Origin of the sequence: Luteibacter aegosomaticola (genome assembly GCF_023078475.1) — a bacterium.
In the GTDB taxonomy this organism is placed as follows: domain Bacteria; phylum Pseudomonadota; class Gammaproteobacteria; order Xanthomonadales; family Rhodanobacteraceae; genus Luteibacter; species Luteibacter aegosomaticola.
In genome coordinates, this window is sequence record NZ_CP095741.1 from 255,001 (window position 1) to 275,165 (window position 20,165).

General features: G+C 62.4%; 16 protein-coding genes and 1 tRNA gene. 7 read left to right on the forward strand and 10 right to left on the reverse strand.

The annotated features are described in order from the left end of the window. Window positions 1–12: 12 nt before the first annotated feature. Window positions 13–1,593 carry a Gfo/Idh/MocA family protein gene (locus tag L2Y96_RS01150; RefSeq protein WP_247331234.1) on the reverse strand — a complete coding sequence of 527 codons (1,581 nt, stop codon included), beginning with the start codon at window positions 1,591–1,593 and terminating at the stop codon, window positions 13–15. A 189-nt stretch (window positions 1,594–1,782) separates the two neighbouring features. Between L2Y96_RS01150 and L2Y96_RS01155 the strand changes: the two genes are divergently transcribed. The 3 genes from L2Y96_RS01155 to L2Y96_RS01165 all read left to right on the forward strand — a co-directional run bounded on the left by L2Y96_RS01155 (window position 1,783) and on the right by L2Y96_RS01165 (window position 5,403). Then, on the forward strand, window positions 1,783–2,877 hold the full coding sequence (locus L2Y96_RS01155) for a hypothetical protein (RefSeq protein ID WP_247331236.1): 1,095 nt from the start codon (window positions 1,783–1,785) through the stop codon (window positions 2,875–2,877). Window positions 2,878–2,994: 117 nt separating this feature from the next. Continuing rightward, window positions 2,995–4,443, forward strand: coding sequence for a DUF1254 domain-containing protein (locus L2Y96_RS01160; protein WP_247331237.1), 1,449 nt, complete (start codon window positions 2,995–2,997; stop codon window positions 4,441–4,443). Window positions 4,444–4,584: 141 nt separating this feature from the next. Beyond that, window positions 4,585–5,403 (forward strand): alpha/beta fold hydrolase, encoded by an 819-nt coding sequence (locus L2Y96_RS01165; RefSeq protein ID WP_247331239.1) that lies wholly within the window; start codon window positions 4,585–4,587, stop codon window positions 5,401–5,403. 79 nt (window positions 5,404–5,482) lie between these two features. Here the strand turns inward: L2Y96_RS01165 and L2Y96_RS01170 are convergent, their stop codons facing one another. The 9 genes from L2Y96_RS01170 to L2Y96_RS01210 all read right to left on the reverse strand — a co-directional run bounded on the left by L2Y96_RS01170 (window position 5,483) and on the right by L2Y96_RS01210 (window position 15,586). Beyond that, entirely contained in the window at window positions 5,483–5,923 is a 441-nt protein-coding gene (locus L2Y96_RS01170) for a DUF3617 domain-containing protein (RefSeq protein ID WP_247331241.1), read from the reverse strand. A gap of 71 nt (window positions 5,924–5,994) precedes the next feature. Continuing rightward, complete coding sequence (locus tag L2Y96_RS01175) at window positions 5,995–8,031, reverse strand: alkaline phosphatase family protein (protein ID WP_247331243.1); 2,037 nt, start codon at window positions 8,029–8,031, stop codon at window positions 5,995–5,997. 181 nt (window positions 8,032–8,212) lie between these two features. Then, window positions 8,213–9,856 carry a multicopper oxidase family protein gene (locus tag L2Y96_RS01180; RefSeq protein ID WP_247331245.1) on the reverse strand — a complete coding sequence of 548 codons (1,644 nt, stop codon included), beginning with the start codon at window positions 9,854–9,856 and terminating at the stop codon, window positions 8,213–8,215. Between the two features lie 716 nt (window positions 9,857–10,572). Further along, window positions 10,573–11,763, reverse strand: coding sequence for a M48 family metalloprotease (locus tag L2Y96_RS01185; RefSeq protein ID WP_247331246.1), 1,191 nt, complete (start codon window positions 11,761–11,763; stop codon window positions 10,573–10,575). 93 nt (window positions 11,764–11,856) lie between these two features. Then, window positions 11,857–12,654 carry a hypothetical protein gene (locus L2Y96_RS01190; protein WP_247331248.1) on the reverse strand — a complete coding sequence of 266 codons (798 nt, stop codon included), beginning with the start codon at window positions 12,652–12,654 and terminating at the stop codon, window positions 11,857–11,859. Window positions 12,655–12,807: 153 nt separating this feature from the next. After that, window positions 12,808–13,746: a diacylglycerol kinase catalytic domain-containing protein gene (locus L2Y96_RS01195; RefSeq protein ID WP_247331250.1), complete on the reverse strand. Its 939-nt coding sequence runs from the start codon at window positions 13,744–13,746 to the stop codon at window positions 12,808–12,810. Between the two features lie 4 nt (window positions 13,747–13,750). Next, entirely contained in the window at window positions 13,751–14,782 is a 1,032-nt protein-coding gene (locus L2Y96_RS01200) for an SPFH domain-containing protein (protein ID WP_247331251.1), read from the reverse strand. Window positions 14,783–14,945: 163 nt separating this feature from the next. Continuing rightward, window positions 14,946–15,021 (reverse strand) — tRNA-Ile (locus L2Y96_RS01205). Between the two features lie 34 nt (window positions 15,022–15,055). Beyond that, a complete protein-coding gene (locus tag L2Y96_RS01210; RefSeq protein ID WP_247331253.1) occupies window positions 15,056–15,586 on the reverse strand; it encodes a hypothetical protein in 531 nt (176 codons plus the stop codon). Between the two features lie 156 nt (window positions 15,587–15,742). Between L2Y96_RS01210 and L2Y96_RS01215 the strand changes: the two genes are divergently transcribed. From L2Y96_RS01215 to L2Y96_RS01230, 4 genes are read left to right on the forward strand one after another with little or no spacing between them, the layout of a single operon-like run. Next, entirely contained in the window at window positions 15,743–16,450 is a 708-nt protein-coding gene (locus L2Y96_RS01215; protein WP_247331255.1) for a DUF3348 domain-containing protein, read from the forward strand. Window positions 16,451–16,460: 10 nt separating this feature from the next. Further along, the gene (locus L2Y96_RS01220; RefSeq protein WP_247331257.1) at window positions 16,461–18,881 is read left to right on the forward strand and encodes a DUF802 domain-containing protein; all 2,421 of its coding nucleotides are present in this window, start codon (window positions 16,461–16,463) and stop codon (window positions 18,879–18,881) included. Then, on the forward strand, window positions 18,878–19,528 hold the full coding sequence (locus tag L2Y96_RS01225; protein ID WP_247331258.1) for an OmpA family protein: 651 nt from the start codon (window positions 18,878–18,880) through the stop codon (window positions 19,526–19,528). Before L2Y96_RS01220 ends, L2Y96_RS01225 begins: the two co-directional genes overlap by 4 nt. Continuing rightward, the gene (locus tag L2Y96_RS01230; RefSeq protein ID WP_247331260.1) at window positions 19,518–19,916 is read left to right on the forward strand and encodes a DUF2894 domain-containing protein; all 399 of its coding nucleotides are present in this window, start codon (window positions 19,518–19,520) and stop codon (window positions 19,914–19,916) included. Before L2Y96_RS01225 ends, L2Y96_RS01230 begins: the two co-directional genes overlap by 11 nt. Window positions 19,917–20,165 lie beyond the last annotated feature (249 nt).

Sequence of the window (20,165 nt, forward strand, 5' to 3'; positions counted from 1 at the left end):
GATGGTGCCCTCTTAAAGCGACCAGCCTGTGCGGTAGTCGCGGCTAAGGAACTGATTGGCTTCGGCAATGTTGGTGACGCGCATGTTCTGCGCGTCGTACTCGATGCGGTGGCCGGTGCGCAGGGCCACGACGCCGAGCAGCATGACTTCCGTAAGCTGCGCCGCGTACTCGAACGGCGACGTGGTTTTGCCCTTGCCCTTGCAGGCATCGACCCAGTTCATCTCGTGCGAGGTCTTGATACGCGCGAACTTCTGCGGAGGCGTGCCCACCGAATCGTGCAGCGATTGCGGCAGAAGGCGCGGGTTATCGCCGTAGGTTTCGTGCACCAGCTTGCCCTTGCTGCCGACGTAGAGCGTGCCGCCGTCGTGCATCTGGCCGGCACCGAGCGCTTCCAGGTCGGGAGGCAGCAAGTTGCCGTCGTACCAGGTCAGGCGAACCGGCGGCTTGTCGCCACGCGCGGGGAAGTCGTAGTACGTCATCGTGCCCGTGGGGTACGAAGCGTTGTTGAACGGCGTCGAGACCGTCTCGATCGATGTCGGGAAGCCCAGGTCCAGCGACCAGAACGGCGAATCGATGAGGTGCGCACCCATATCACCGAGGGCACCCATGCCCCAGTCGACCCAGCCGCGCCAGTTGAACGGGTGATAGAGCGGGTGGTATTCGACGACGGGACCGGGGCCGAGAAAGAGATCCCATTCAAGGCCTTGCGGTTTGGGATAGTTACCCGCCATGGCGTTGGCGAGGCGCGCGTTCACAGCGTCCATGTCCCAGCTCGTGGCGGACGGTTGCGCCACGGGCTGCGGCCGCGGAATGCCCTGCGGCCAGTAGCCCAGCGGGCGATTCGTCCAGGCGTGCACTTCGCGCACTTCGCCAATCGCACCGGCATCGATGTATTCGTGGATCAACCGGGTATCGTCGGTCGAGTGGCCCTGGTTACCCATCTGCGTGGCGAGCTTCGGGTTTTCCCTGGCTTTCCTTGCCATTTCACGGGCTTCGAAAACCGACCACGTCAGCGGCTTCTGCACGTAAACGTGCTTGCCGAGACTCATGGCGGCACTGGCGATCACCGCGTGCAGGTGGTCTGGCGTGGCAATGACGACCGCATCGATATCCTTCTGCTGGTCGAGCATCTGGCGGTAATCGGTGTAACGCTTGATCGAGTCGTACTTGCGCGAAAGCTGCTTGGTCAGCGCAATTCGATCCTGGATTTCCTTGCGCTTGGCCGCCGTCGGGGCCTTGTCGAGCTGCGCCTGGGCCTGGCTCAGGCCGGCAAACATCTTGCGGAAGTTGCGGTCGGTATAGCCCCAATCCACGTCGCACAGGGCCACGATGTTCTCGCTCGCCAGCGCGCGGATATTGTTGCCGCCCATGCCGCCGACACCGACACCAGCGATATTCAGCCGGTCGCTCGGGGCCGTATGGCCGGTGCCGCCGAGCACATGGCGCGGGACGATCAGCAGGCCTGTCGCGGCAACGGCCGTGCCGGCGAGGAAGTTGCGACGTGTGAGTTTGACGTTCCCCTGAGTGTCGTTCGGCGTGTTCCCCGAGGGGGAGGCCTGTGTCTCGTTATCGATCTTCGACTCGTCCGACATGCGCTGCGATCTCCATCTGGCTATCAGTAAGCGGTCGGGACGATGTCCCGGATCCAGGAAGGCAGCCCGAGTTCTTAACGTAGAATTTTGTTTCATGCAATATGCATTCGTGCAAATGGACGGCCAATCCGGCGCGGTAGAATGCGTTCGCCCCACTTCGCCTTGTGAATTCGCCTTATGGTCAAGAAAGTGATTGCCGTGACCGATAAGCCGATCGTCGAGAGCTTGCGGCCGGTGTCGACGGGCGAGAAATCGTTCAACGCGCTGGTCATCAAGATCAAGGAGCGCCGCGCGAAGTTGGCCGAATGGGAGGCGTACAGCGGCGAATTCAACCGCAAATACCACGGTGAGTTCGTTCCGCGTCGCAAGAAACTCGACGACATCAGCACGCAGATGGTCCTTCGCCTCGATCAGTCGCACGACATGAAAGGGCTGACCAAGGCCGATCGCCAGATCATCGGAGAACTGATCACGTATTTCGCCGATCAGGTGCTTATGTCCGTCGATGATCCCGTCGTTGCGGAAATCGTCGGCCGTTATAACCCGTCGGATCCGGCTGTCGCGGTGAAGGTCGAGGCGACCATCGCTAGCGCGTTCAAGCCCGCGTTCGATGCCGACTCTCCCAAGGATGGCGAGGGAGCGTCGCCGGAGGACCTCTTGCGCCAGATCCAGGCCCAACTCGATCAGCAGGAACGACGCGAGCAACAGGAGCGTCAGGCGCGCGAAGACGCCCAGGCGAAGCGCAACAAGGCGCGTGTGCGCAAGGCCACCGAGGAGCGTACTCGCGTTGAAGAGGCCGACGTGCACGTGTCGCTTCGCGAGGTCTACCGGAAACTGGCGAGCGCGTTGCACCCCGATCGCGAAGCCGATCCGGTCGAACGTGAGCGAAAGGCTGCACTGATGCAGCGGGTGAACCTCGCGTACGCCAGGCGGAGCTTGCTGGATCTTCTGGAAATCCAGCTCGAGCTGGAGCATATCGATCAGGCGGCGCTTGACCGTGTGAATGCAGATCGCCTGAATCGATGGAATGCGGTTCTGAAGGAACAGCTCGATGGGCTCGACAGGGAGATTGTCGACGTGGAGCGCGACCTTCAACGACGTTGTGGCCTAAGGTCCGTAGGACCCACTTCGCCGAAGATCATCAAGCGCGCGCTCAACGAAAACCTCGCTCATTTGAACCAATTCGTTCAGATGCTCGAGAGCAACCTTCGCGTGTTCGACGATATCAACCGCCTGAAACCCTGGCTCAAAGAAATGAGGTCGCTCCTTCAATCCGGTGGCTAACACCCGAGACCAAAGCCCACGTAGGTAGTTCTACCCAAAATCCCCTCGTACCCCTTCCGAAGCCCGCCCGGCTCTCGTGTGCTGCGATAAAGCACGATCCCAACCGAGACGCCGACCATGCATCGCTTGCCGAAACTTGTGGCCGCAGGAACGCTGTGCGTTGCCGGTCTGCTCCCCGCGTGGGCGCAGCACTATAAGTTCAATGGGGGTTATCCCGATAAGCAGACGATTCAGGCGGCCTACGACGCGGCGGACCTTAATCGCGCTATCGAGGCTTACAAGTTCTTTTATCCCACGGTGTCGGGGGAGGCCATCTTCGAGGGCAACCTTAAGATTGGCGTCAAGGTAAACAAGGCATTCGGCACCCTGGACACCAAGCCCAGGCATGTGGGCTACACGCTCAATTCCGATACGCCGTATGCCCCGGTGTTGCTGGACTTGAGTCAGGGTCCCATGACTGTCGAGATTCCCGCGGGGCCGCTCATCGTCGTTGCCATCGACGTGAATCAGCGCTGGGTTGCCGACATGGGCATGCCCGGTCCGGATGCTGGCAAGGGCGGTAAGCACCTGCTGTTGCCACCGGACTACAAGGGACCCATTCCCGACGGGTATCACGTGTGGCACTCGTCTTCGGACTTCCTTCTGGTCGGCGTCCGCTCGCTCCCCGTCGGCGGCGACGTACAGGCTGCCATCCAGCGCATCAAGACGGTGAAAGTGCGCCCACTGAATCCACCCGCCGGCTGGACCGACCCAACCTGGGCCGACCTGACACCCAAGCCGCAGGACACCACGCCGTTGAAGTGGGAAGACAACCTGGCGTATTGGGAAGTGTTGGCCAGGGTCATTGATCGCGAGCCGGCATTCGATGCCTACCGCAATTTCTACGGTGAGCTGGCTGCGCTGGGTATCGCCAAGGGCAAGCCATTCAAACCGGATGAGCGCATGAAGCGCATCCTCACCCAGGCAGCCCGTGAAGCAAACGCACAGATGCGCGTGCAGTCATTCGCGGATCGGCGCCCCGATCGTGTTGTATGGCCGGATCGGAAGTGGGAATGGGCCGGCCTGATTTCTGATAACGGGAACTTCGATACAGCTTCGTATACCGACCTCGAAGCGCGTGATCTTTGGTTCTACCAGGCCATTGGCGCTTCGCCATCGATGTTTCGCCGCGGAGCTGGCGCCGGCTCGGTGTACTGGCTCGGCGTGCGCGACAGCGACGGTGTCTATCTCGATGGCGGCAAGTCGTACAAGTTGAGCGTGCCCTTGCCCGTACCCGACAAGCTGTTCTGGTCGGTGACGGTCTACGACACGGAGACACGCAGCCAGGTCATTACGGACCAGGGCAAAGCCGCGCTGCGCTCACTGTTCGAACTGAAGGATGCCGCCTCGGCGAAAGGCGGAACCGCCGACCTCTACTTCGGACCGACGCCTCCGAAGGGGCACGAAGGCCAGTGGATCAAAACCCTTCCGGGTAAGGGGTGGTTCGTCTACTTCCGCGTCTACGGGCCGGAGCAGTCTGCCTTCGACGGGAGCTGGAAGCCGGGAGATTTCGAGCAGATTCGCTGAACGGCTGCACGAGACGTCCATCCAATAAGCAAGGCCGAGGTGGGGTAGTTGGAACAAGACGACGAGGGAAGCCGCTGGCAGCATGCTCCTTGCCTAGCGGCGCACCCTACTTCAATCGTTGTCTTTGAGGAGGTACCAGCGATGCCTACCATCACCACACCAGACGGCGTACAGATCTATTACAAGGACTGGGGATCCGGTCAGCCGATCGTCTTCAGCCATGGCTGGCCCCTGTCGGCAGACGACTGGGATGCCCAGATGATGTTCTTCCTGCACCACGGCTATCGGGTAATCGCGCATGACCGGCGCGGGCACGGGCGGTCCGAGCAGGTCAGCACGGGCAACGACATGGATCACTGGGTTGCCGACCTCGCTGCACTGACCAAACACCTCGGCCTCCGCGACGCCATCCACATCGGGCACTCCACGGGTGGCGGTGAAGTGGCGCGCTACGTCGCCCGCCACCAGGACCGGGTCGCCAAGGCAGTGCTGGTGGCCTCATTGACGCCGAACATGTTGAAGACCGACGCGAACCCAGGCGGTCATCCGCAGGAGTGGTTCGACGAGGTCAGGGCCGGCATGCTCGGCAACCGGTCGGCGTTTTACCGGGCCGTCCCGGAGGGGCCGTTCTACGGATTCAACCGCCCCGGCGCCACGCCGTCGGAGCCGGTGATCGCCAACTGGTGGCGCCAGGGCATGGCCGGCGGTGCCCACGCCCACTACGAGACCGTCGCCTCCTGGCTGGAGGATTACACCGATGATTTGAAGAAGATCACGGTGCCGGTGCTGGTCATGCATGGCGAAGATGATCAGATCGTGCCGTTCGCGAGTGCGGTGCCGCGTGCCGTCGACTTGCTTGCGAAGGGCTCGCTGAAAGCATATCCGGGATTCCCGCACGGCATGCTGACCACGCATGCGGATGTGCTTAATCCCGATCTTCTCGCGTTTATCAAATCCTGACGGGGCGCTGGCCAGAGCCAGCGCGATGATGCAATCCGGGTGGCGTTCGGTAAGGACGCCACTCGGAACCGAGCGAGCATCAATCCTGCGGACTGGTGCACGCTGCGTAACGCGTGCCTTCCACCTGCGTTATCTCGCCGCGGCCTTCGACCGTGACGCTGCCGGTGTAGTGCTTCGCGCTATCGAAATCCACATGGGCCGACGCCGCCGATCCGCCCTTGCACGTGAGCTTCCATGCCAGCGAGGTACTGCGGCGTTGCTGGTCCGTGGCAGTGCACTCGCCCTCCGCCGGCGTCCACGCAGCGAACGTGGCCCAGGGATCGGCACCTTCATCCACGCAATGCCAATGCACCTCGGGCGCGCCTGCCTTTCCGTTGGCCACGTGTCGGAACAGGATCTTCCACAAGCCGGGCATGGCGCCGAAGTCACCGGGGTCCGCGCGTACCGGTGTGATCGCCATCATGGCGAGGGCAAACGCGGCAACGGCAAGCGGGGTGAGCAGCAAACGCTTCAACATCATTCGACTCCTTGCAACACGAAAACCGTGCCCGCTTTCGCGGGCACGGTTGTTATCGAGTGAACCGTCAGCGATCAGTCGGCGATCGCAGCGGTATCGCGGACATCCTTCCTGGCGAAGTTGAACATGTCCATGAGGTTGCCGATGGCCGGCGCGTTCACCGGCACGTACGGATGCTGCTTGAACGAGACCGGGTTAGGCAGGTTGTCGCGGCTGCGGGCGGAAATCTGATCCTTCAGGTCCCAGTTGGCCTCGACGAATTTGTCGAACGAGACATGGTCGTAGTACGTGTGCACGACCTTGCCGCCGGTCGAGTACTTCGACACCACAAGCAGCGGGATGCGCGTGCCGTCGCCGAAGAAGTCGACCGGCTGGATGTAACCCGAATCGTAGTAGCCACCGCCTTCATCGAAGGTCACCATGATCACGGTGTCGTCCCACACCTTCGGATTGGCCTTGGCCATCTCGACGATCTTGCGCACGTAGCCTTCGAACAGATCCAGCTTCGACGAGGCCGGATGCCCATCGAGGATGCCGTCCGGCTTGGCGATGGAAACCGCCGGCAGCGTGTTGTTCTGGATGTCGTCGTACAGGTCGTTGATGTCCTGGTTCTTGGCACGCAGGTCCGGGTTGGTCATGACCTGGGTGGAGTACAGGAACGGATCGCAGATGTTGCAGAAAGTGCCGGCCTCGCCGTCTTCCTTGCCGCCGCCGAAGCCTTCGCCGTAGTACTTCCACGAAACCTTGTGCTTCTCCAGCAGCAGCGCGAGGTTTTCCTGTGTGGTCGGCGGGATGGTGAACTGGTCGTCACCCAGCGGAGCCGGCGTGCCGTCACCCATATAGCCCGGGTTGTAGTTGTTCACCAGGTAATAGGCCTTGGGCTTGCAGTCCGTACCCTTGAACGTCAGGTACGCCAGCGAGCGCAGATAGTTCTTGATCTGCTTCACGCCCGGCTGGCTTTCGTCAGCGCACTCGACGTACGAACCACCACCGTAGCCGTCCTGCACCCACCAGTTATTTGTGCCGAACTGCGCGTCCGGATTCTCGATCTGGTTTTCCGGCGGGGTGGCCGGGTTGCCGTTGGCGTCGGCGTAGTAGATCAAGGTGCCGTAGCCAAGCATGATGTGGTTGGCACCCGTGCCGCCCATCACCGACTGGTGGAAGTTGTCGCTCAGCGCATACTTCTCGGCCAGTTCCTTGAAGTAGGGCGCGTCGCCCTGGGCCATGTTGAGGAACTGCATGGCGGTGGAGCCTTCACCGGTGGTCTGGTCGTTGAAGTTCGCCGGCAGCGGAGCGCCGTTGTTGCCCGCACCCATGGTGGTTTCGACCCAGGGGAACAGATCGTTGCGACAACCGCTCGGGTTTGCAGCAGTGGCGGCCTTGGTGTCGCAATCGAGCTGCTGCCACATCTGGAAGAAGCGATGCACGGGGCTGTTGGCATACGCGTCGTAGCTGATCGACGCATGCATGTCGACCGGCGCGTTGACGAGCTTGGCCGGGAAACGGGTATCGACCACGCCGTTCGGCAGACCCGTGCCACCGGCAGCGAGCATGTCGTAGGCGTCATCGGGCAGGGCCGGTTCAAGCGCCTGCGCCTGTGCTGCGGAAGCGAACGGTGCCGCGGTGGGCGCGCCACCGGTGTTCATCTGCGGCAGCGTTTTGTACTTGCCGGCCTTCTTCGGCGACATGTCGTACTTGCCGGTGCTCGAGGCCATGAACTGCGTGGCAAGGTCCACGTTCGGACCTGGCGTGCCGTCGGCATTGACGATGCCCTTGGACAACAGGTTGTCCACCGACTGCCCCTTCGGCGCGGTGTAGGTGCCATAGACGTGGTCAAACGTGCGGTTCTCGCCGATCAGCAGGATCACGTGCTTGATCGGGGTGACGGTGTTGTCGCTGTTGTCCTGGCCGCGGGGCGGCTTGTGCAGTACAACGACGCCGCCGGGCAGGCCGGGTTGGTTCTTGAAGGGAGCCACGGGCACGTTCTTGCGGAACTGTGCATCGTGGTCGGGTGGAGTGGTGTCCTGTGCGCTGACGATGCCGGCAAGGCCGACGGAAAGCGCACCAAGCAACAGCGGCGTAAGCCGCGTGCGGCGCAACCAAGTAACCATTTGCGATTTCTCCCTACTGGAAGTCTTCCCCCTGATGCTTATCGACTAAGGTTTTGGTTGGCCCGTCGACCGCCGAGAGCATCTGCCCCGCATGTGACGAATCGTTGGCATGGTGGCGACAATGCGCGAGAGCGTGATGACGTTAACGTGTCAACGCAAGATCCTACGAACAATCGTTTTTTCAGACGAGTTCGTAGGGGCGCATCATTTCGTTGTCTTCGTGCTCGAGGTAATGGCAGTGCCAGACGTATTTGCCTGGCTCACCGTCGAAGCGCGTGATGATGCGAGTGACCATCCCGGGGTCGCAACGCACGGTGTCTTTCCAGCCGGCTTCGTGCGCGGCCGGTGGTATCGATGGCCCGGTGAACTTCAGTTCCTTGCGGGCGTTCCACGCGAAGAGATCGAACGGGCGACGCTCCAGCACCTGGAAGCGCACGAGGTGAAGGTGGATGGGATGCGCGTCGCCCGTGACGTTGACGAACGTCCAGGTTTCCACCGTGCCCTTTTTTGGCTTTTCGCTGATGGGATCGCTCCACATCTTTCCATCGAGCAGCATCGTCATCGGATTGCCGCCGGAATCGTCTTGCTCGCCCAGTGCAAGCACGCGGTCTTGCACCGCCGTGGAAGGATCGATGCGTTGGACTGGCCGCAACGAAGCCGGGACCACTGAGGTATCGCTGCGACCTTTGGCACGAACTCGGAACTCGACGATGCCATCGGCCTGGTGGCGCAGCTGCACGGACTGGCCCGCATAAGCACTGAAGTCGACGATCACCTCGGCCCGTTCGGCCGGGTAGAGTTCGATGTTCAGGCGATCGGTAGGTGCTGCCAGAAGCCCTTGGTCGCTGCCGATCTGCTGGAACGGCTTACCGTGTGACAGCGACAGGTTGAAGAAGCTAGTGTTGGCTACGTTGGTTAACCGAAAGCGGTAGCGGCGCGGTTCCACGTCGAGATACGGATACAGCTTGCCGTTGCACAGCACGGCGTCACCGCGGCATTCGGACACCCAAGGCGCTTCTGGGTCGTCCGATATCGGGTAGTAAAGCTTGCCGCTCTTGGCGAGCAGACGGTCGTAGAGCATCAATGGAATGTCGAATTCGCCGGAGGGCAGACCCAGTGCTTTCTCGTCGTCGTCGTGCACATGGAAGCTGCCGAACAGGCCGGCATAGATGTTCAGCCGCGTGATGCCCATGGCGTGGTCGTGGTACCACAGGGTCGTGGCGTCCTGGTCGCCCGGGTAAAGGGCGACCAGCGATTTGCCCGGCACGTACCAGTCTTCAGGCCAGCCGTCGTTCGGTGCAGAGACGCGCGCACCGTGCACATGGGTGATGGTGCGGACCTCGGGTTTGGATTTCTCCGCGCCATGGATACCGTGATCGATCGGCAGGAAATGCCGGGTGGGGAGTTCGTTAGCCCATTCCACCAGCACCGGCTCGCCACGGCGCGTCACGATCGTGGGGCCTGGCGTGGAGCCTGCGTAACCCCATTGCGGTGTTGGCGGCAGATCCCGATGCACCTTCGCACTGAATGCTTGCATCGGCATCCGGTAGAAGGGTAGCTGCCGGCTTCCGAACTCGGCATGGGTACGCGTGCCCGTGGGCAACGCGATCCGTGGCACCGGCAGGGCATCGACGAACTTTGCCATGGTCACCGGATTCACGAGCGGCACGTTCGGCGCCGCCAGGCCCGGCATGGCCATACGTTGCTTCATCGGCATGGCCATCGGCATATCCATCGCCTGGGCCACCCGCAAGGTATCGACGAAGACGCATGCGCCAGCTAACCCGCTGGCGACGCCCAGGAAACGGCGCCGGGAATTGTCCATGGGGAGTTATCGTTCGTTGACTGTCGAACGATTGAACGTAGGTTGGGTGGATGACAGAGATATTTCAATGCGCAGGCGTCGTCCCTATCGCATCGACCATGCGAGGACGAGACCGACAGGAAGCGACAGCCAAAGCACGACGCCCAAACACCCACTCGATTGTTCAGGCATCCCGCGAGCTTCTGCCGGCCGCCGAGGCTGCGTCGCGAGCCACGCTCGATGGCACGGGCCGCAGTAGAAGCGTTCCTTGCCCATTCGCCACGCGCCAATGGTGCGGCGGTCGTGTGGGAAGGCCTTGCGGCAACGAGCACAGGTGTAGTGTGTGCTCTGCGGACGTCTCTGTCGTCGAAGGAGTCTCGCGAGGGAGAACGCGATGAACACTGCGATAAGCAGATAGGACGCTATGTTCTCCATGTGAAACGGATTCCCAAGGTCCGATAGTGGCAGCGGCATCGGCCGCTCGGTGCCGGGTGCTATGTGAACCAGCTCGTGGCCCGGCGTGGGCGCATTAAACCGCGTGTTTCCTCTGCGGCGCCAGTCGTGTCGCGCCGGACGAAAAAGCGCCCGCTTTATAGGGCGGATTCTCTTGCCGGATTTGCGTAAATATCAATCGATATCGAGGAACAAGAGCAGCGTCTCCGAACGGCTCGGGTGGCGCAGCTTGCGCAGCGGCTTCGCCTCGACCTGGCGCGTACCTGCGATCAATCCGCAGCTTGTTAAGGCGAAGCGGTTCCGTTAGATGGCAGCGCTTGCCCACGCACGCACAATTCCGGCAAGTCGCCCTCCGACGGCTCGAAGGTCTCCGCCATGCGTATCCGCTCAGATGTTGACGGATGGTTGGCGCGAATCAGCCGGCCAAAAACATCCGTATCTGGCAGCGACAATTCATCCTTCCAGCTCCGGAACAAGGCTCCAGCTGCGTGCTCCTCACCTGAAAGCGCCAGGCCAAACCGGTCGGCGTCGCGCTCAATATGCCGGTTGTACGACAAGAACAGCGGAAGAATCGCCGTCCATACCAGCACAACGCAGACGGCCAGTAGCGGCAGGGATCGCGGATCGGCAATCTCGTCGAACCCGAACTGATCTTTCCATCGCCTGGTTAGTGGGCGGCCGGCGAAGTGGAATGTCCCGCCGATAAGCAGCACGAGCGCCACGGATATGACCCAGGCTTTCCAGTTGTCGCCTTCCACGTAGTGCTTCAGTTCGTGTGCGATCGTGAAGCGTATCTGGGCTGGATTCTCGACCTTCTGCAGATCCGATTGCAGGACGATGGCACTTGCTCCGCCTAAGCCGACCACATGCGTGTCATCACCGCCGACGACGACCTGCGGGTGGGCGATCCCGCATCGTGCAGCTAGTGCCCTGATCTCCGCGCTGAGCGACGTGTCCTGCAGCGGATGCAGCCCAGATGCGCGTACCGTCCATACCGGCTGGAGCACGAACACGGCGAGCAACGCCGGTGCGGATGCAGCGCCCAACCAGAGCCACCAGCGATGCGGACTCCAGCGCAAGAGGCGATAGGGCAACCATGCCAGGACGGCGATACCCAGCATAACGGGCAGGAGCGATCCGATCTGCCCGGTGAGCCATCCGCCGAAAGAATCAGCATCGGGCGCGGGGTATTTCGCATGCTGGTAGAAATTGCCCGGCAGCTGGACTACCCACCACAGGAGAGCCAGAACCCAGCCGTACGCCACCAGTGAAGGGTAGCTTCGCCCGCGGAAGAGGCGATGGAGCCAGCCGTAGCGTATCGAGCTCCAGCCAGTTGCCAGGACGAGAATGAAAAGCGTCAGAACAGCTATGCGATTGACGACCCAGACGAGATCGATAACGTGATTCCACGCCACTGCCATGTCATTGATTCGCCCAACCGCGTTAAGCAGGTCCATCTGCACAGCTAGCATCATCTGGCCTCCGCCATTCCCCTGAACCCATTCTCTCTGCGGCACAGGTCTTAGGCAACCGTGCCAATTGGGAGGGTGACGAACGTTGCGCCCACCTTATTTCTCCTTGATATCGATCGTCTTCAGATCTGGTGCTGAGCCTGCAGGCATGAGGTTCCTGGATTCAATGCGGAAAACTCGATCCTGGGTAACGAGGAGAAACGTATTGTCTTCGAGATTCACGGCCTGCAATGGCTTGCTCGTCCAGCAAGACCTGGCCTTGTCGAAGTCGGCAAGAATCTTGGTGCGCCCGACGAATCCCGGTTCGCTGGGTTGATACGTAGATCCTTGCGTCCGTACGACATAGGGCGTCGGCTCACAGGACGCCTCTCCGTTGAAGTAGTTAGCCGCTGAGGCCGGTGACGATTCGGCCGAATGGGAGTGGCCGTCGGATGCATCGTGAGCGAGTTGGGCGCCAAGAATAGCCTCGTGCCCTCGTTCACCTTCCTGCCACCCCGCGTAGCTTGAAGGGTCGCTCAGGGATACCGTCAAGGCTCGCGCTTTGACGGCGTTGTAGCTATGCCCTTGGCCATCGGAGAACGTGATTCGCTTGCCGTCAAGATCGACCTGAACAGACGCGACTTTCTCCCCGCTGAAGAACTCGACTGCGTGGGCAACGCCGTTTGTACTGGCGGATATCAGCCACACTCGGCCAGGGCTCGTCATGCGATCGACAAATATTTTATCCGTGACGAAATCGCGCTGTGCGAGCGAGCTGCTTGGCCACGTGGGCCTCGATACGGGGGCTGCGTGCGAGCAGGGACCGATAGCTAATGCAGCGCAGAAGACTGTCGCGAGAGTCAGCAGCGGAGCGCGATTGATCTGGCAGGATGGATTCATCGGCTCGATAACCACACTCCTTGAGATCGATCATCATATCGCGTGTCCATGCCGGCCGCGTGACGATCCGGGCACGTTTTTGGCCATAGCGTTTGATGGCGACGCGCCCGATCGCTGCGTCACAAGCTTTGCCTGCGGAACACTCAAGTCGACAGATGCGCAGCTGTGTCAGTTCACGAGTTGACCGTATCTTTCCGCCACGCTGATGGTCGCAGTCATCCCGGCATTGAACTCCAGGAAATCGGCCTCGATCCCATCGCTGAAGATCACGCCGTAGCCCGCCATCTGCGAGACAAGTTGCAATGGCGCTCTATCGGTCACCTGCCCGAAAACCAGCTCGACCTGTGTCGTGCGGCTTGGGAACGGTTCGCGCACTGTGAACTGCAAATGGTCGGCATCCCATGCGAAGCCGTGCTCGCGCATGGCCTGGATCGGTCCTGCGAGCGCTTGCCCTGCAACGCCGGCGGCACCGGCCAACAAACTCTGAAACCACCCGGTTGAACCCAGCCCCGTCGATACGATGATGCCGCTGGAGGAGTGTGTCTCGGAGCGGCCTCCTTGCTGAATCTGATAGCGCGCGGATACGTGCGAGCGCGGACCAATGAAAAGATCATTGACCGCGTAAAGCTCCTGCCCATCGCTCAGGCTTGCCCGTGCCATGGTGACGCGATTCACTCGCCGTTTCCCTGCAATGGCCTCTTTTGCCACGGTCGACAGGTCCGCGACGGCGAAGGGAAGGAGCACGCCGTCCCAACGCGCCGGGTCCGGATTTACCCCGATGACCGGCTGCGCATCCTTGAGGTACTTCAGGGTATTCGCGACGAGGCCATCTTGCCCGAGCACCACCACCAGGGCGTCAGGCGCGAAGAGGTAGTTGGACAGGAATCCACGATCGAGCTGGTGGATACGGCCGAAGCGCGCCAAGGTCGAATGCGCGGTTCGTACGGCTTCCAGGTAGACCTGGTGCTCGGCCTCATAGTCTGAAAAGTCGGCGCCCAGATGCTCGACGTAGAAGCGCGCCTGTTCGATCGTGTTGAAGCGTACGATCAACTCCTCCAGCCGCGTCCTACGGGTCACCAGTACGATTCGCTGGCTTAACGGATCCATCGCCTCAGGCCTTCGCCGGCACCTTGGCTCGAGGCTGGGTCAATTGCTGCAACAGGTCCGGCGAGATGTTGAGTTCGCCAATCCGCCCGGCGCCTTCAGCCAACTCCTGGAAGGCTTGCGCGATCAGCACGCTGGGCTCCGCCTGTCCAACCATCAGTGCCTGAAGCACCTTCGGGTCGATCCCCTGGACGGCTTTCATGGTGGCGGCCACCGCGTATGCCTTCGCGTCCGCTTCGGTCTGTGCGTTTTCTGCGCGCAAAGCGGTGAGGCTCTTGTTCTTGTCTTCCAGTGCGATCCGGCCAGCCATGTCCTGGTCCTGAATAGCCTGCCGCTTTGCCAACACGGCTTGCTCAGCCTCAAGCTGCGTTTCGCGAATCTGGCGCTTCTTGGTCTCTACGGCGATTTCGGTGTTGAGTTCGTTTTCCTTGACGGCCCGCTCTTGTTCGATCGCGGCGTTCCGGCGCAGATAGGTCGCGTCATCGGCTTGCTTGAGGATCTGTTCGCGGACCTCGGCCTCAAGCGCACGGGCGGTCTCAGGATTGGGTTTGACCGCAAGAATAGAGAGGTTAATCAGTTCGAGACCGAGGCTGGCGAGGCCATCCGCGTGCTGGAGGCCCTGGCGGACAACCTGGACCAGGTGATCGGACCCGCGCAGTAGTTCCTGGAGTGTTTGACCCTGAAGCACCGAACGCAACTGCACCTGCACGGCGTTCACTACTCGTTGCGGTAGCTTGCTCCTGTCTTCCGACGCATAGGTGCCATCAGGCTTGAGCGTGAAGTTCATGAGGCTGGCGAGCGTGGTCGGAGCGGATACCCGATAGGTGACCTGCCCCTGCACGGTCACGATCTGGAAGTCGCTGCTGACTTCCTGGAACATGAAAGGCGCATCCACGCTTTCCAGCGGGATCGAGACCAGCGTCGCGCTAGGCGCGAAATACCAGAAGGTCAGGCCGGTGCCTTCGCGCACTGCCTTGCCGTTCTTGTACTGGATGACGTATGTGCTCGGACTGGCTTTGACGTAGCGATAGCCAAACATGATCGTACTTCCCTGGTTAGGTTGGTTGGTGGCGTGCATGGACCTTGGCGAAGGTCCCGACGCGAATGCGTATTCCGTGCTCCCACACCGCGTCCATGGCGTGCTCCCTAACCTTGGGTCGCCTCGTGACGAGGACTGAAACGACTACGACGACAACGCGCATTGGTGGGCCCACCAGGATTCGAACCTGGAACCAAGGGATTATGAGTCCCCTGCTCTAACCGTTGAGCTATAGGCCCGTATGCGGACGGGGAGTGTACCCAATCGTCAGCGTCAGGGAAGCTCCATGCGCCGCCAGACGGTAGGGAATAGTGCCTCGAAGTTCATGAAGTCGAGGGCGATGTTTTGTCGCTTTTGCACGACGGCGCAGCCCTGGGCCACGGTCGCGTCCTTGCCAAACCTGTCGCCAATCCTCTCGAGCAGGCCGACGAAGGCGGTGCGTGGTCCGCTCAGGCCGCTCATCGCCGCGGCAAGCTGCTGCTCGCTCTGGCCCTGGGCCCTGAAGGCGTCGTGCACGCGGTCATGGTCTTGCCCGTAGCGCTCGTGGAACGCCGTCGGATAGGTCTGCAGATCGACGCCTTGCTCCCTGCACAGGTTGGGTAGCAGCGTATCGTTGGCCCAGTAGAAGCCGAGGTAGGCAGCCATGGAACCGATGCGTTGCTGGCCGGGAGGCAGCTTGTCGATGCTGGCGGTAGCGCCCTTATCGAGCTCGTGGCGGTCATACGCCATCCGGGCCTTTTGGTAGCCGGCGTACAGGCCGAACGCGATCAGCGCGAGCACGACAATGCGCACAATCCCTTTCATGATGCTCCTTAGCCTGAGATTCCCCTCAGCGGATTAGATCGCAGTCCATGGCGCCGCGCCAGCGCGGTCAGGAGCAGTCTCCCGGCAACTGATACCCGAAGGCCGGCCAGCAAGTCATGCTCTTAGGGTAAACTGTCCGTTTTTTAGCGACTTAGCATGGCGCAAGCCCACTCACGAGCCGCTGTCCGGGGATCGACCTTTGTGCGCCTGATGGCGCGAATGGGGGAGGTCGACGCCGGCCAGCCCAGCGGATCCCTGCCTGACCGGCTGAGCCAATGGCTTAGCTGGACGCAGTCGATCGCCCTCTCGTCGGCCCTGGACGGCAAAGTGGCCCCGCTGGAAGAGCCCCCGGCGGGCGAAACACCCAGTGACGCCTTGCTGGCCGGGGCCCGGGCCGCGCTGGTCGAAGCCATTACTGAAGAGCAGGCCTGGGCCCGTGCCCGCAGCCGGGCCATCGCCCGTGCCGGTGCGGTGGAGGGGGATCCCGACCACAAGGTCGATTACTCCGCGCTCCGCGAGCGCTACCTGCTGATGCAACGTTCGATTCAGGGCACCACCGGCAAGCTTCGCGGTGAGCTGCGCGATCACCTCTCCATGGCCTCTCCCGAACTCGCCCGCCTGGCCGAGCTGGATGGCGTGATGGAAGGGGCGCTCAGCCCGCGCGAGCAGCGCCTGCTGGGCGGTGTGCCCGCGCTGCTCGAGGCGCGATTTGAAAAGGCGAGGAAGAGCGCCGAGGAAGCCGCCGGTACCACCGGCATCTGGCTCGATCTCTTCATCCGCGAGATGCAGGACATCCTGCTCGCGGAACTCGATGTACGTTTTCAACCGCTGGAAGGGCTGCTCGCCGCCCTTCACGGCTCATAACTGGTAAGTCATGCGCAGAAACTTCCTTCCCTTTGCCGTGTTTGCGGCCGGCCTCGCCATCGTGTGCTGGGTTGGCGTGGGTTACGTGGGCTCCAACCCGCTCGGTGCGCTCGTCGCCGCGATGATTGCGCTGGGCTACGTGGCTGGCGCGATCGAGCTGTACCGCTTCCGCGAAGCAACCGCATCGTTGGATGCGGCCGTGGCCGATCTCTCCGCGACCCCGGCGAGCCTGGGCGAATGGCTGGGGCGTTTGCACCCGAGCCTGCGTCATGCGGTGCGCCTGCGGGTGGAAGGTGAGCGCGCCGCGCTCCCTGCGCCGGCGTTGACCCCCTACCTCGTTGGCCTGCTCGTACTGCTCGGCATGCTCGGCACGCTGCTCGGCATGATGGCGACGCTGCGTGGCACCGGCATCGCGCTGGAAAGCGCCACTGATCTGCAGGCGATCCGCGGCTCGCTCGCCGCGCCGGTGAAGGGCCTTGGCTTTGCCTTCGGCACCTCGATCGCCGGTGTAGCCACCTCGGCCATGCTCGGTTTGCTTTCCGCCCTGGTGCGCCGCGAGCGCGTGCAGGCAGTGCAGGCGCTCGACCTGAAGGCAGCGACCACGCTGCGCGTGTTCTCGCAGGCGTACCAGCGCGAGGCGTCGTTCGCGTTGCTGCAGCAGCAGACCGAACTGATGCCGGCGCTCATCGATCGCTTGCAGGCCATGATGGCGACGATCGAAACGCAGAGCGCGAACAGTGGCCAGCGCCATGCCGATAGCCAGGATGCGTTCCATGCGAAGGCGGAAGCTACGTTTGCCACGCTGGCTTCCTCGGTCGAGCAATCGCTGAAGGCGGGTGTGGCCGATAGCGCACGTGCTGCCAGCGCCGCGCTGCAGCCGATCTTTGAAACGACGATGGCCGGTATCGCACGCGAAACTGCAGCGCTGCACAATAGCGTCAACAAGGCCGTCGAGCGTCAGCTGGATGGATTGAAGGCCGGTTTCGCGACGACGGCATCGGACGTGACGTCGGCATGGCAGGGCGCTGTCGACGCACAGCGCACGGCGAACGAAACCCAGGCGCAGGAATTGCGCGCCTCACTTGAAGCGTTCACCACCGGCTTCGAACAGGGCTCGTCCCGCATGATCGATAGCGTGGCCGATCGCTTCGATGCGTCGGCCAAGGCATCGACGGACGCGTGGACCGAGGCGCTGTCGAAGCAGTCCTCGACGATCGAGAGTCTCGTGAGCCAACAGGTCACGACGATCGAGGGCCTTGTCCACCAGCAGGTCACGTCGATCGAATCGCTAGTCGGCCAGCAGGGCGCGACGAACGACGCGCTGGTCACGCGCCACGCGGAAGCGATGGATGCTGCCTCGACGGCGTACGCCGCGCAGGCCGTGGCGCTCGTCGATACCGTGCACAAGGCACACGGCGATCTGCAGGCGACGCTGGAATCGCGCGACGCCGAGCGCCTCGCTGCGTGGACGAACGCACTGGAAAGCATGTCGGCCGCACTCGCCGCACAGTGGAAGCAGGCGGGCGACGACGCCACGGCCCAGTGGAAGCTCGCAGGCGAAACGGCGACGGCTCAGTGGAACCAGGCTGGCGAGAACGCAACGGCGCAGTGGACCCGCGCGGGCGATGACGCGATGGCACAGTGGAACCGTGCAGGTGACGACGCCGTGGCCCTGTGGGCCCGGGCCGGCGATGCCACCATGGCCCAGTGGGATCGCGCGAGCGAAGGCGCTATGGCGCACTGGAAGCAGGCTGGCGACGATGCCGCCGCTCAGCAGGCCGCCATGCGCGATGCCCTGGCGCAGGTCGCCAACGACATCACCTCGCAGTCACAAACCCACGCGAGCGCCACCATCGCGGAAATCTCGCGGCTGGTCGATGCGGCGGCAGAGGCACCCAAGGCGGCTGCCGATGTCGTTGCCGAACTTCGCCAGAAGCTCTCCGACAGCATGGCGCGCGACACGGCGACGCTCGAAGAGCGCGGCCGTTTGCTCGAGACGGTCGAGACCCTGCTGAACGCAGTGAACCACGCTTCGACCGAGCAGCGCGCTGCGATTGATGGCCTGGTCACCACGTCGGCCGACTTGCTTGAGCGCGTCGGTACGCGCTTCATCGAACAGGTGGAAGGCGAAACCGGCAAGCTCGAAGGCGTGGCCGAACGCATCACCGGTAGTGCCGAGAATGTCGCCAGCCTGGGCGAGAGCTTCGGTAGCGCCGTGCAGGTCTTCGGTCAGTCGAACGAAGCCCTGTTGGCTCGTCTGCAGGAGATCGGCGAAGCGCTTGATCGCTCGCTGGTGCGCAGCGATGAGCAGCTCGCCTACTACGTGGCGCAGGCGCGCGAAGTCGTCGACCTTAGCGTGCTCTCGCAGAAGCAGATCCTCGAAGACATGCAGCAGCTCGCGTCGAAGAAGAACGGGGCAGCCAAGGCATGAGTGACGAGCTGGACATCGAGGGCGAATCGAACGCACCGATCTGGGCCGCCTTTGGCGACCTGATGTCGGTGTTGCTCGGTGCGTTCGTCCTGATCCTGGTGGGCGTCATCGGCATGCAGCTGCAGCTCACGAGCAAGCTTGAGCAGGAAACGAAGCAGCGCCAGGAAGAGCAGCAGCGACGCGTCACGCTGGAGCAGGCGCTTGCCGCGCCGCTTGCGTCCGGCCGCGTGACGCTGGTCAACGGCCGCATTGGTATCAGCGGTAACGTGCTCTTCGCGTTGAACTCGGATCAGCTCCAGCCGGAAGGCCGTGAACTGCTGAAGACGCTGGCAGGCCCGCTCACCACGTATCTGAAGTCGCGCGATGAGATCCTGATGGTGAGCGGCTTCACCGACGACCAGGCGGTGCACGAAGGCAACCGCCGCTTCGCCGATAACCTGGAGCTCTCGGCCGAGCGTTCGCTCACTGTCACGCGTGCTCTGATCAGCGAAGGCGTCCCGTCGTCATCGGTATTCGCGGCGGCCTTCGGTGCCGAACAGCCGGTAAGCTCGAACGCGGACGACGAAGGCCGTGCGAAGAACCGCCGTGTAGAGATTGCACCCATCCCGAGGCAATCCGCCACGGACGCGAAGGCGCATGGACCGTAAGTCCGCCAGCCCTATCGGCGAACTGCTAGGCCACCTGACGGCCCAGCAAAGCCCGGCCGTCGATCTCGACGCCGAGCTCGCACGCGTCCGCAAACTGTGGGACCGCGTACGCACGCGCAGCCAGCTGCAACAAGCTGAGCTGCATATGCCTGAGATGGAAAGCACCGGCCCGCTCAATTCCGCCGCGCTGGTACATCGCGCGATGGAGCTGATGCGCGAACTCTCACCAGGCTACCTGCAGCACTTCCTCTCGTACGTCGACGACCTGACGTGGATGGAACGCCTGACCGTAGCCGCCGCGCCAGCAGCTAAGGAAGCACCGCGCCCGGCGACGATCGGCACGAAGAAGCCGAAGGCGCGCGCGAAGCCAAAGAAACCTACCTTGTAGGAGCGCGCTTGCGCGCGATCGCGCGCAAGCGCGCTCCTACCGCATTCTGGAAGCCTTCGACGCGTGTGTTTCAAGGCTCATCTGAGCCACGGTTTTCCCTTCGATCGCCCGTGCGTATACTCAGCCGCGCCGCCCTAGGACGTCCTCTCCCAGCCACTCTTACTGGTGATGACGCTAGGTTAGAGCAGCAAAGGCCCACCGAAAGGTGGGCCTTCTGTTTTTACGAGCCGGAGGGCTCGTTTTCCTGGA

What these genes read in the sequence shown, in the direction of transcription:
- L2Y96_RS01210 (WP_247331253.1), bottom strand. Translation starts at nt 15,586, where the DNA reads ATGAAAGGGATTGTGCGCATTGTCGTGCTCGCGCTGATCGCGTTCGGC.
- L2Y96_RS01225 (WP_247331258.1), top strand. Translation starts at nt 18,878, where the DNA reads ATGAGTGACGAGCTGGACATCGAGGGCGAATCGAACGCACCGATCTGG.
- L2Y96_RS01230 (WP_247331260.1), top strand. Translation starts at nt 19,518, where the DNA reads ATGGACCGTAAGTCCGCCAGCCCTATCGGCGAACTGCTAGGCCACCTG.
- L2Y96_RS01180 (WP_247331245.1), bottom strand. Translation starts at nt 9,856, where the DNA reads ATGGACAATTCCCGGCGCCGTTTCCTGGGCGTCGCCAGCGGGTTAGCT.
- L2Y96_RS01165 (WP_247331239.1), top strand. Translation starts at nt 4,585, where the DNA reads ATGCCTACCATCACCACACCAGACGGCGTACAGATCTATTACAAGGAC.
- L2Y96_RS01160 (WP_247331237.1), top strand. Translation starts at nt 2,995, where the DNA reads ATGCATCGCTTGCCGAAACTTGTGGCCGCAGGAACGCTGTGCGTTGCC.
- L2Y96_RS01195 (WP_247331250.1), bottom strand. Translation starts at nt 13,746, where the DNA reads ATGGATCCGTTAAGCCAGCGAATCGTACTGGTGACCCGTAGGACGCGG.
- L2Y96_RS01175 (WP_247331243.1), bottom strand. Translation starts at nt 8,031, where the DNA reads ATGGTTACTTGGTTGCGCCGCACGCGGCTTACGCCGCTGTTGCTTGGT.
- L2Y96_RS01200 (WP_247331251.1), bottom strand. Translation starts at nt 14,782, where the DNA reads ATGTTTGGCTATCGCTACGTCAAAGCCAGTCCGAGCACATACGTCATC.
- L2Y96_RS01170 (WP_247331241.1), bottom strand. Translation starts at nt 5,923, where the DNA reads ATGATGTTGAAGCGTTTGCTGCTCACCCCGCTTGCCGTTGCCGCGTTT.
- L2Y96_RS01215 (WP_247331255.1), top strand. Translation starts at nt 15,743, where the DNA reads ATGGCGCAAGCCCACTCACGAGCCGCTGTCCGGGGATCGACCTTTGTG.
- L2Y96_RS01220 (WP_247331257.1), top strand. Translation starts at nt 16,461, where the DNA reads ATGCGCAGAAACTTCCTTCCCTTTGCCGTGTTTGCGGCCGGCCTCGCC.
- L2Y96_RS01150 (WP_247331234.1), bottom strand. Translation starts at nt 1,593, where the DNA reads ATGTCGGACGAGTCGAAGATCGATAACGAGACACAGGCCTCCCCCTCG.
- L2Y96_RS01185 (WP_247331246.1), bottom strand. Translation starts at nt 11,763, where the DNA reads ATGATGCTAGCTGTGCAGATGGACCTGCTTAACGCGGTTGGGCGAATC.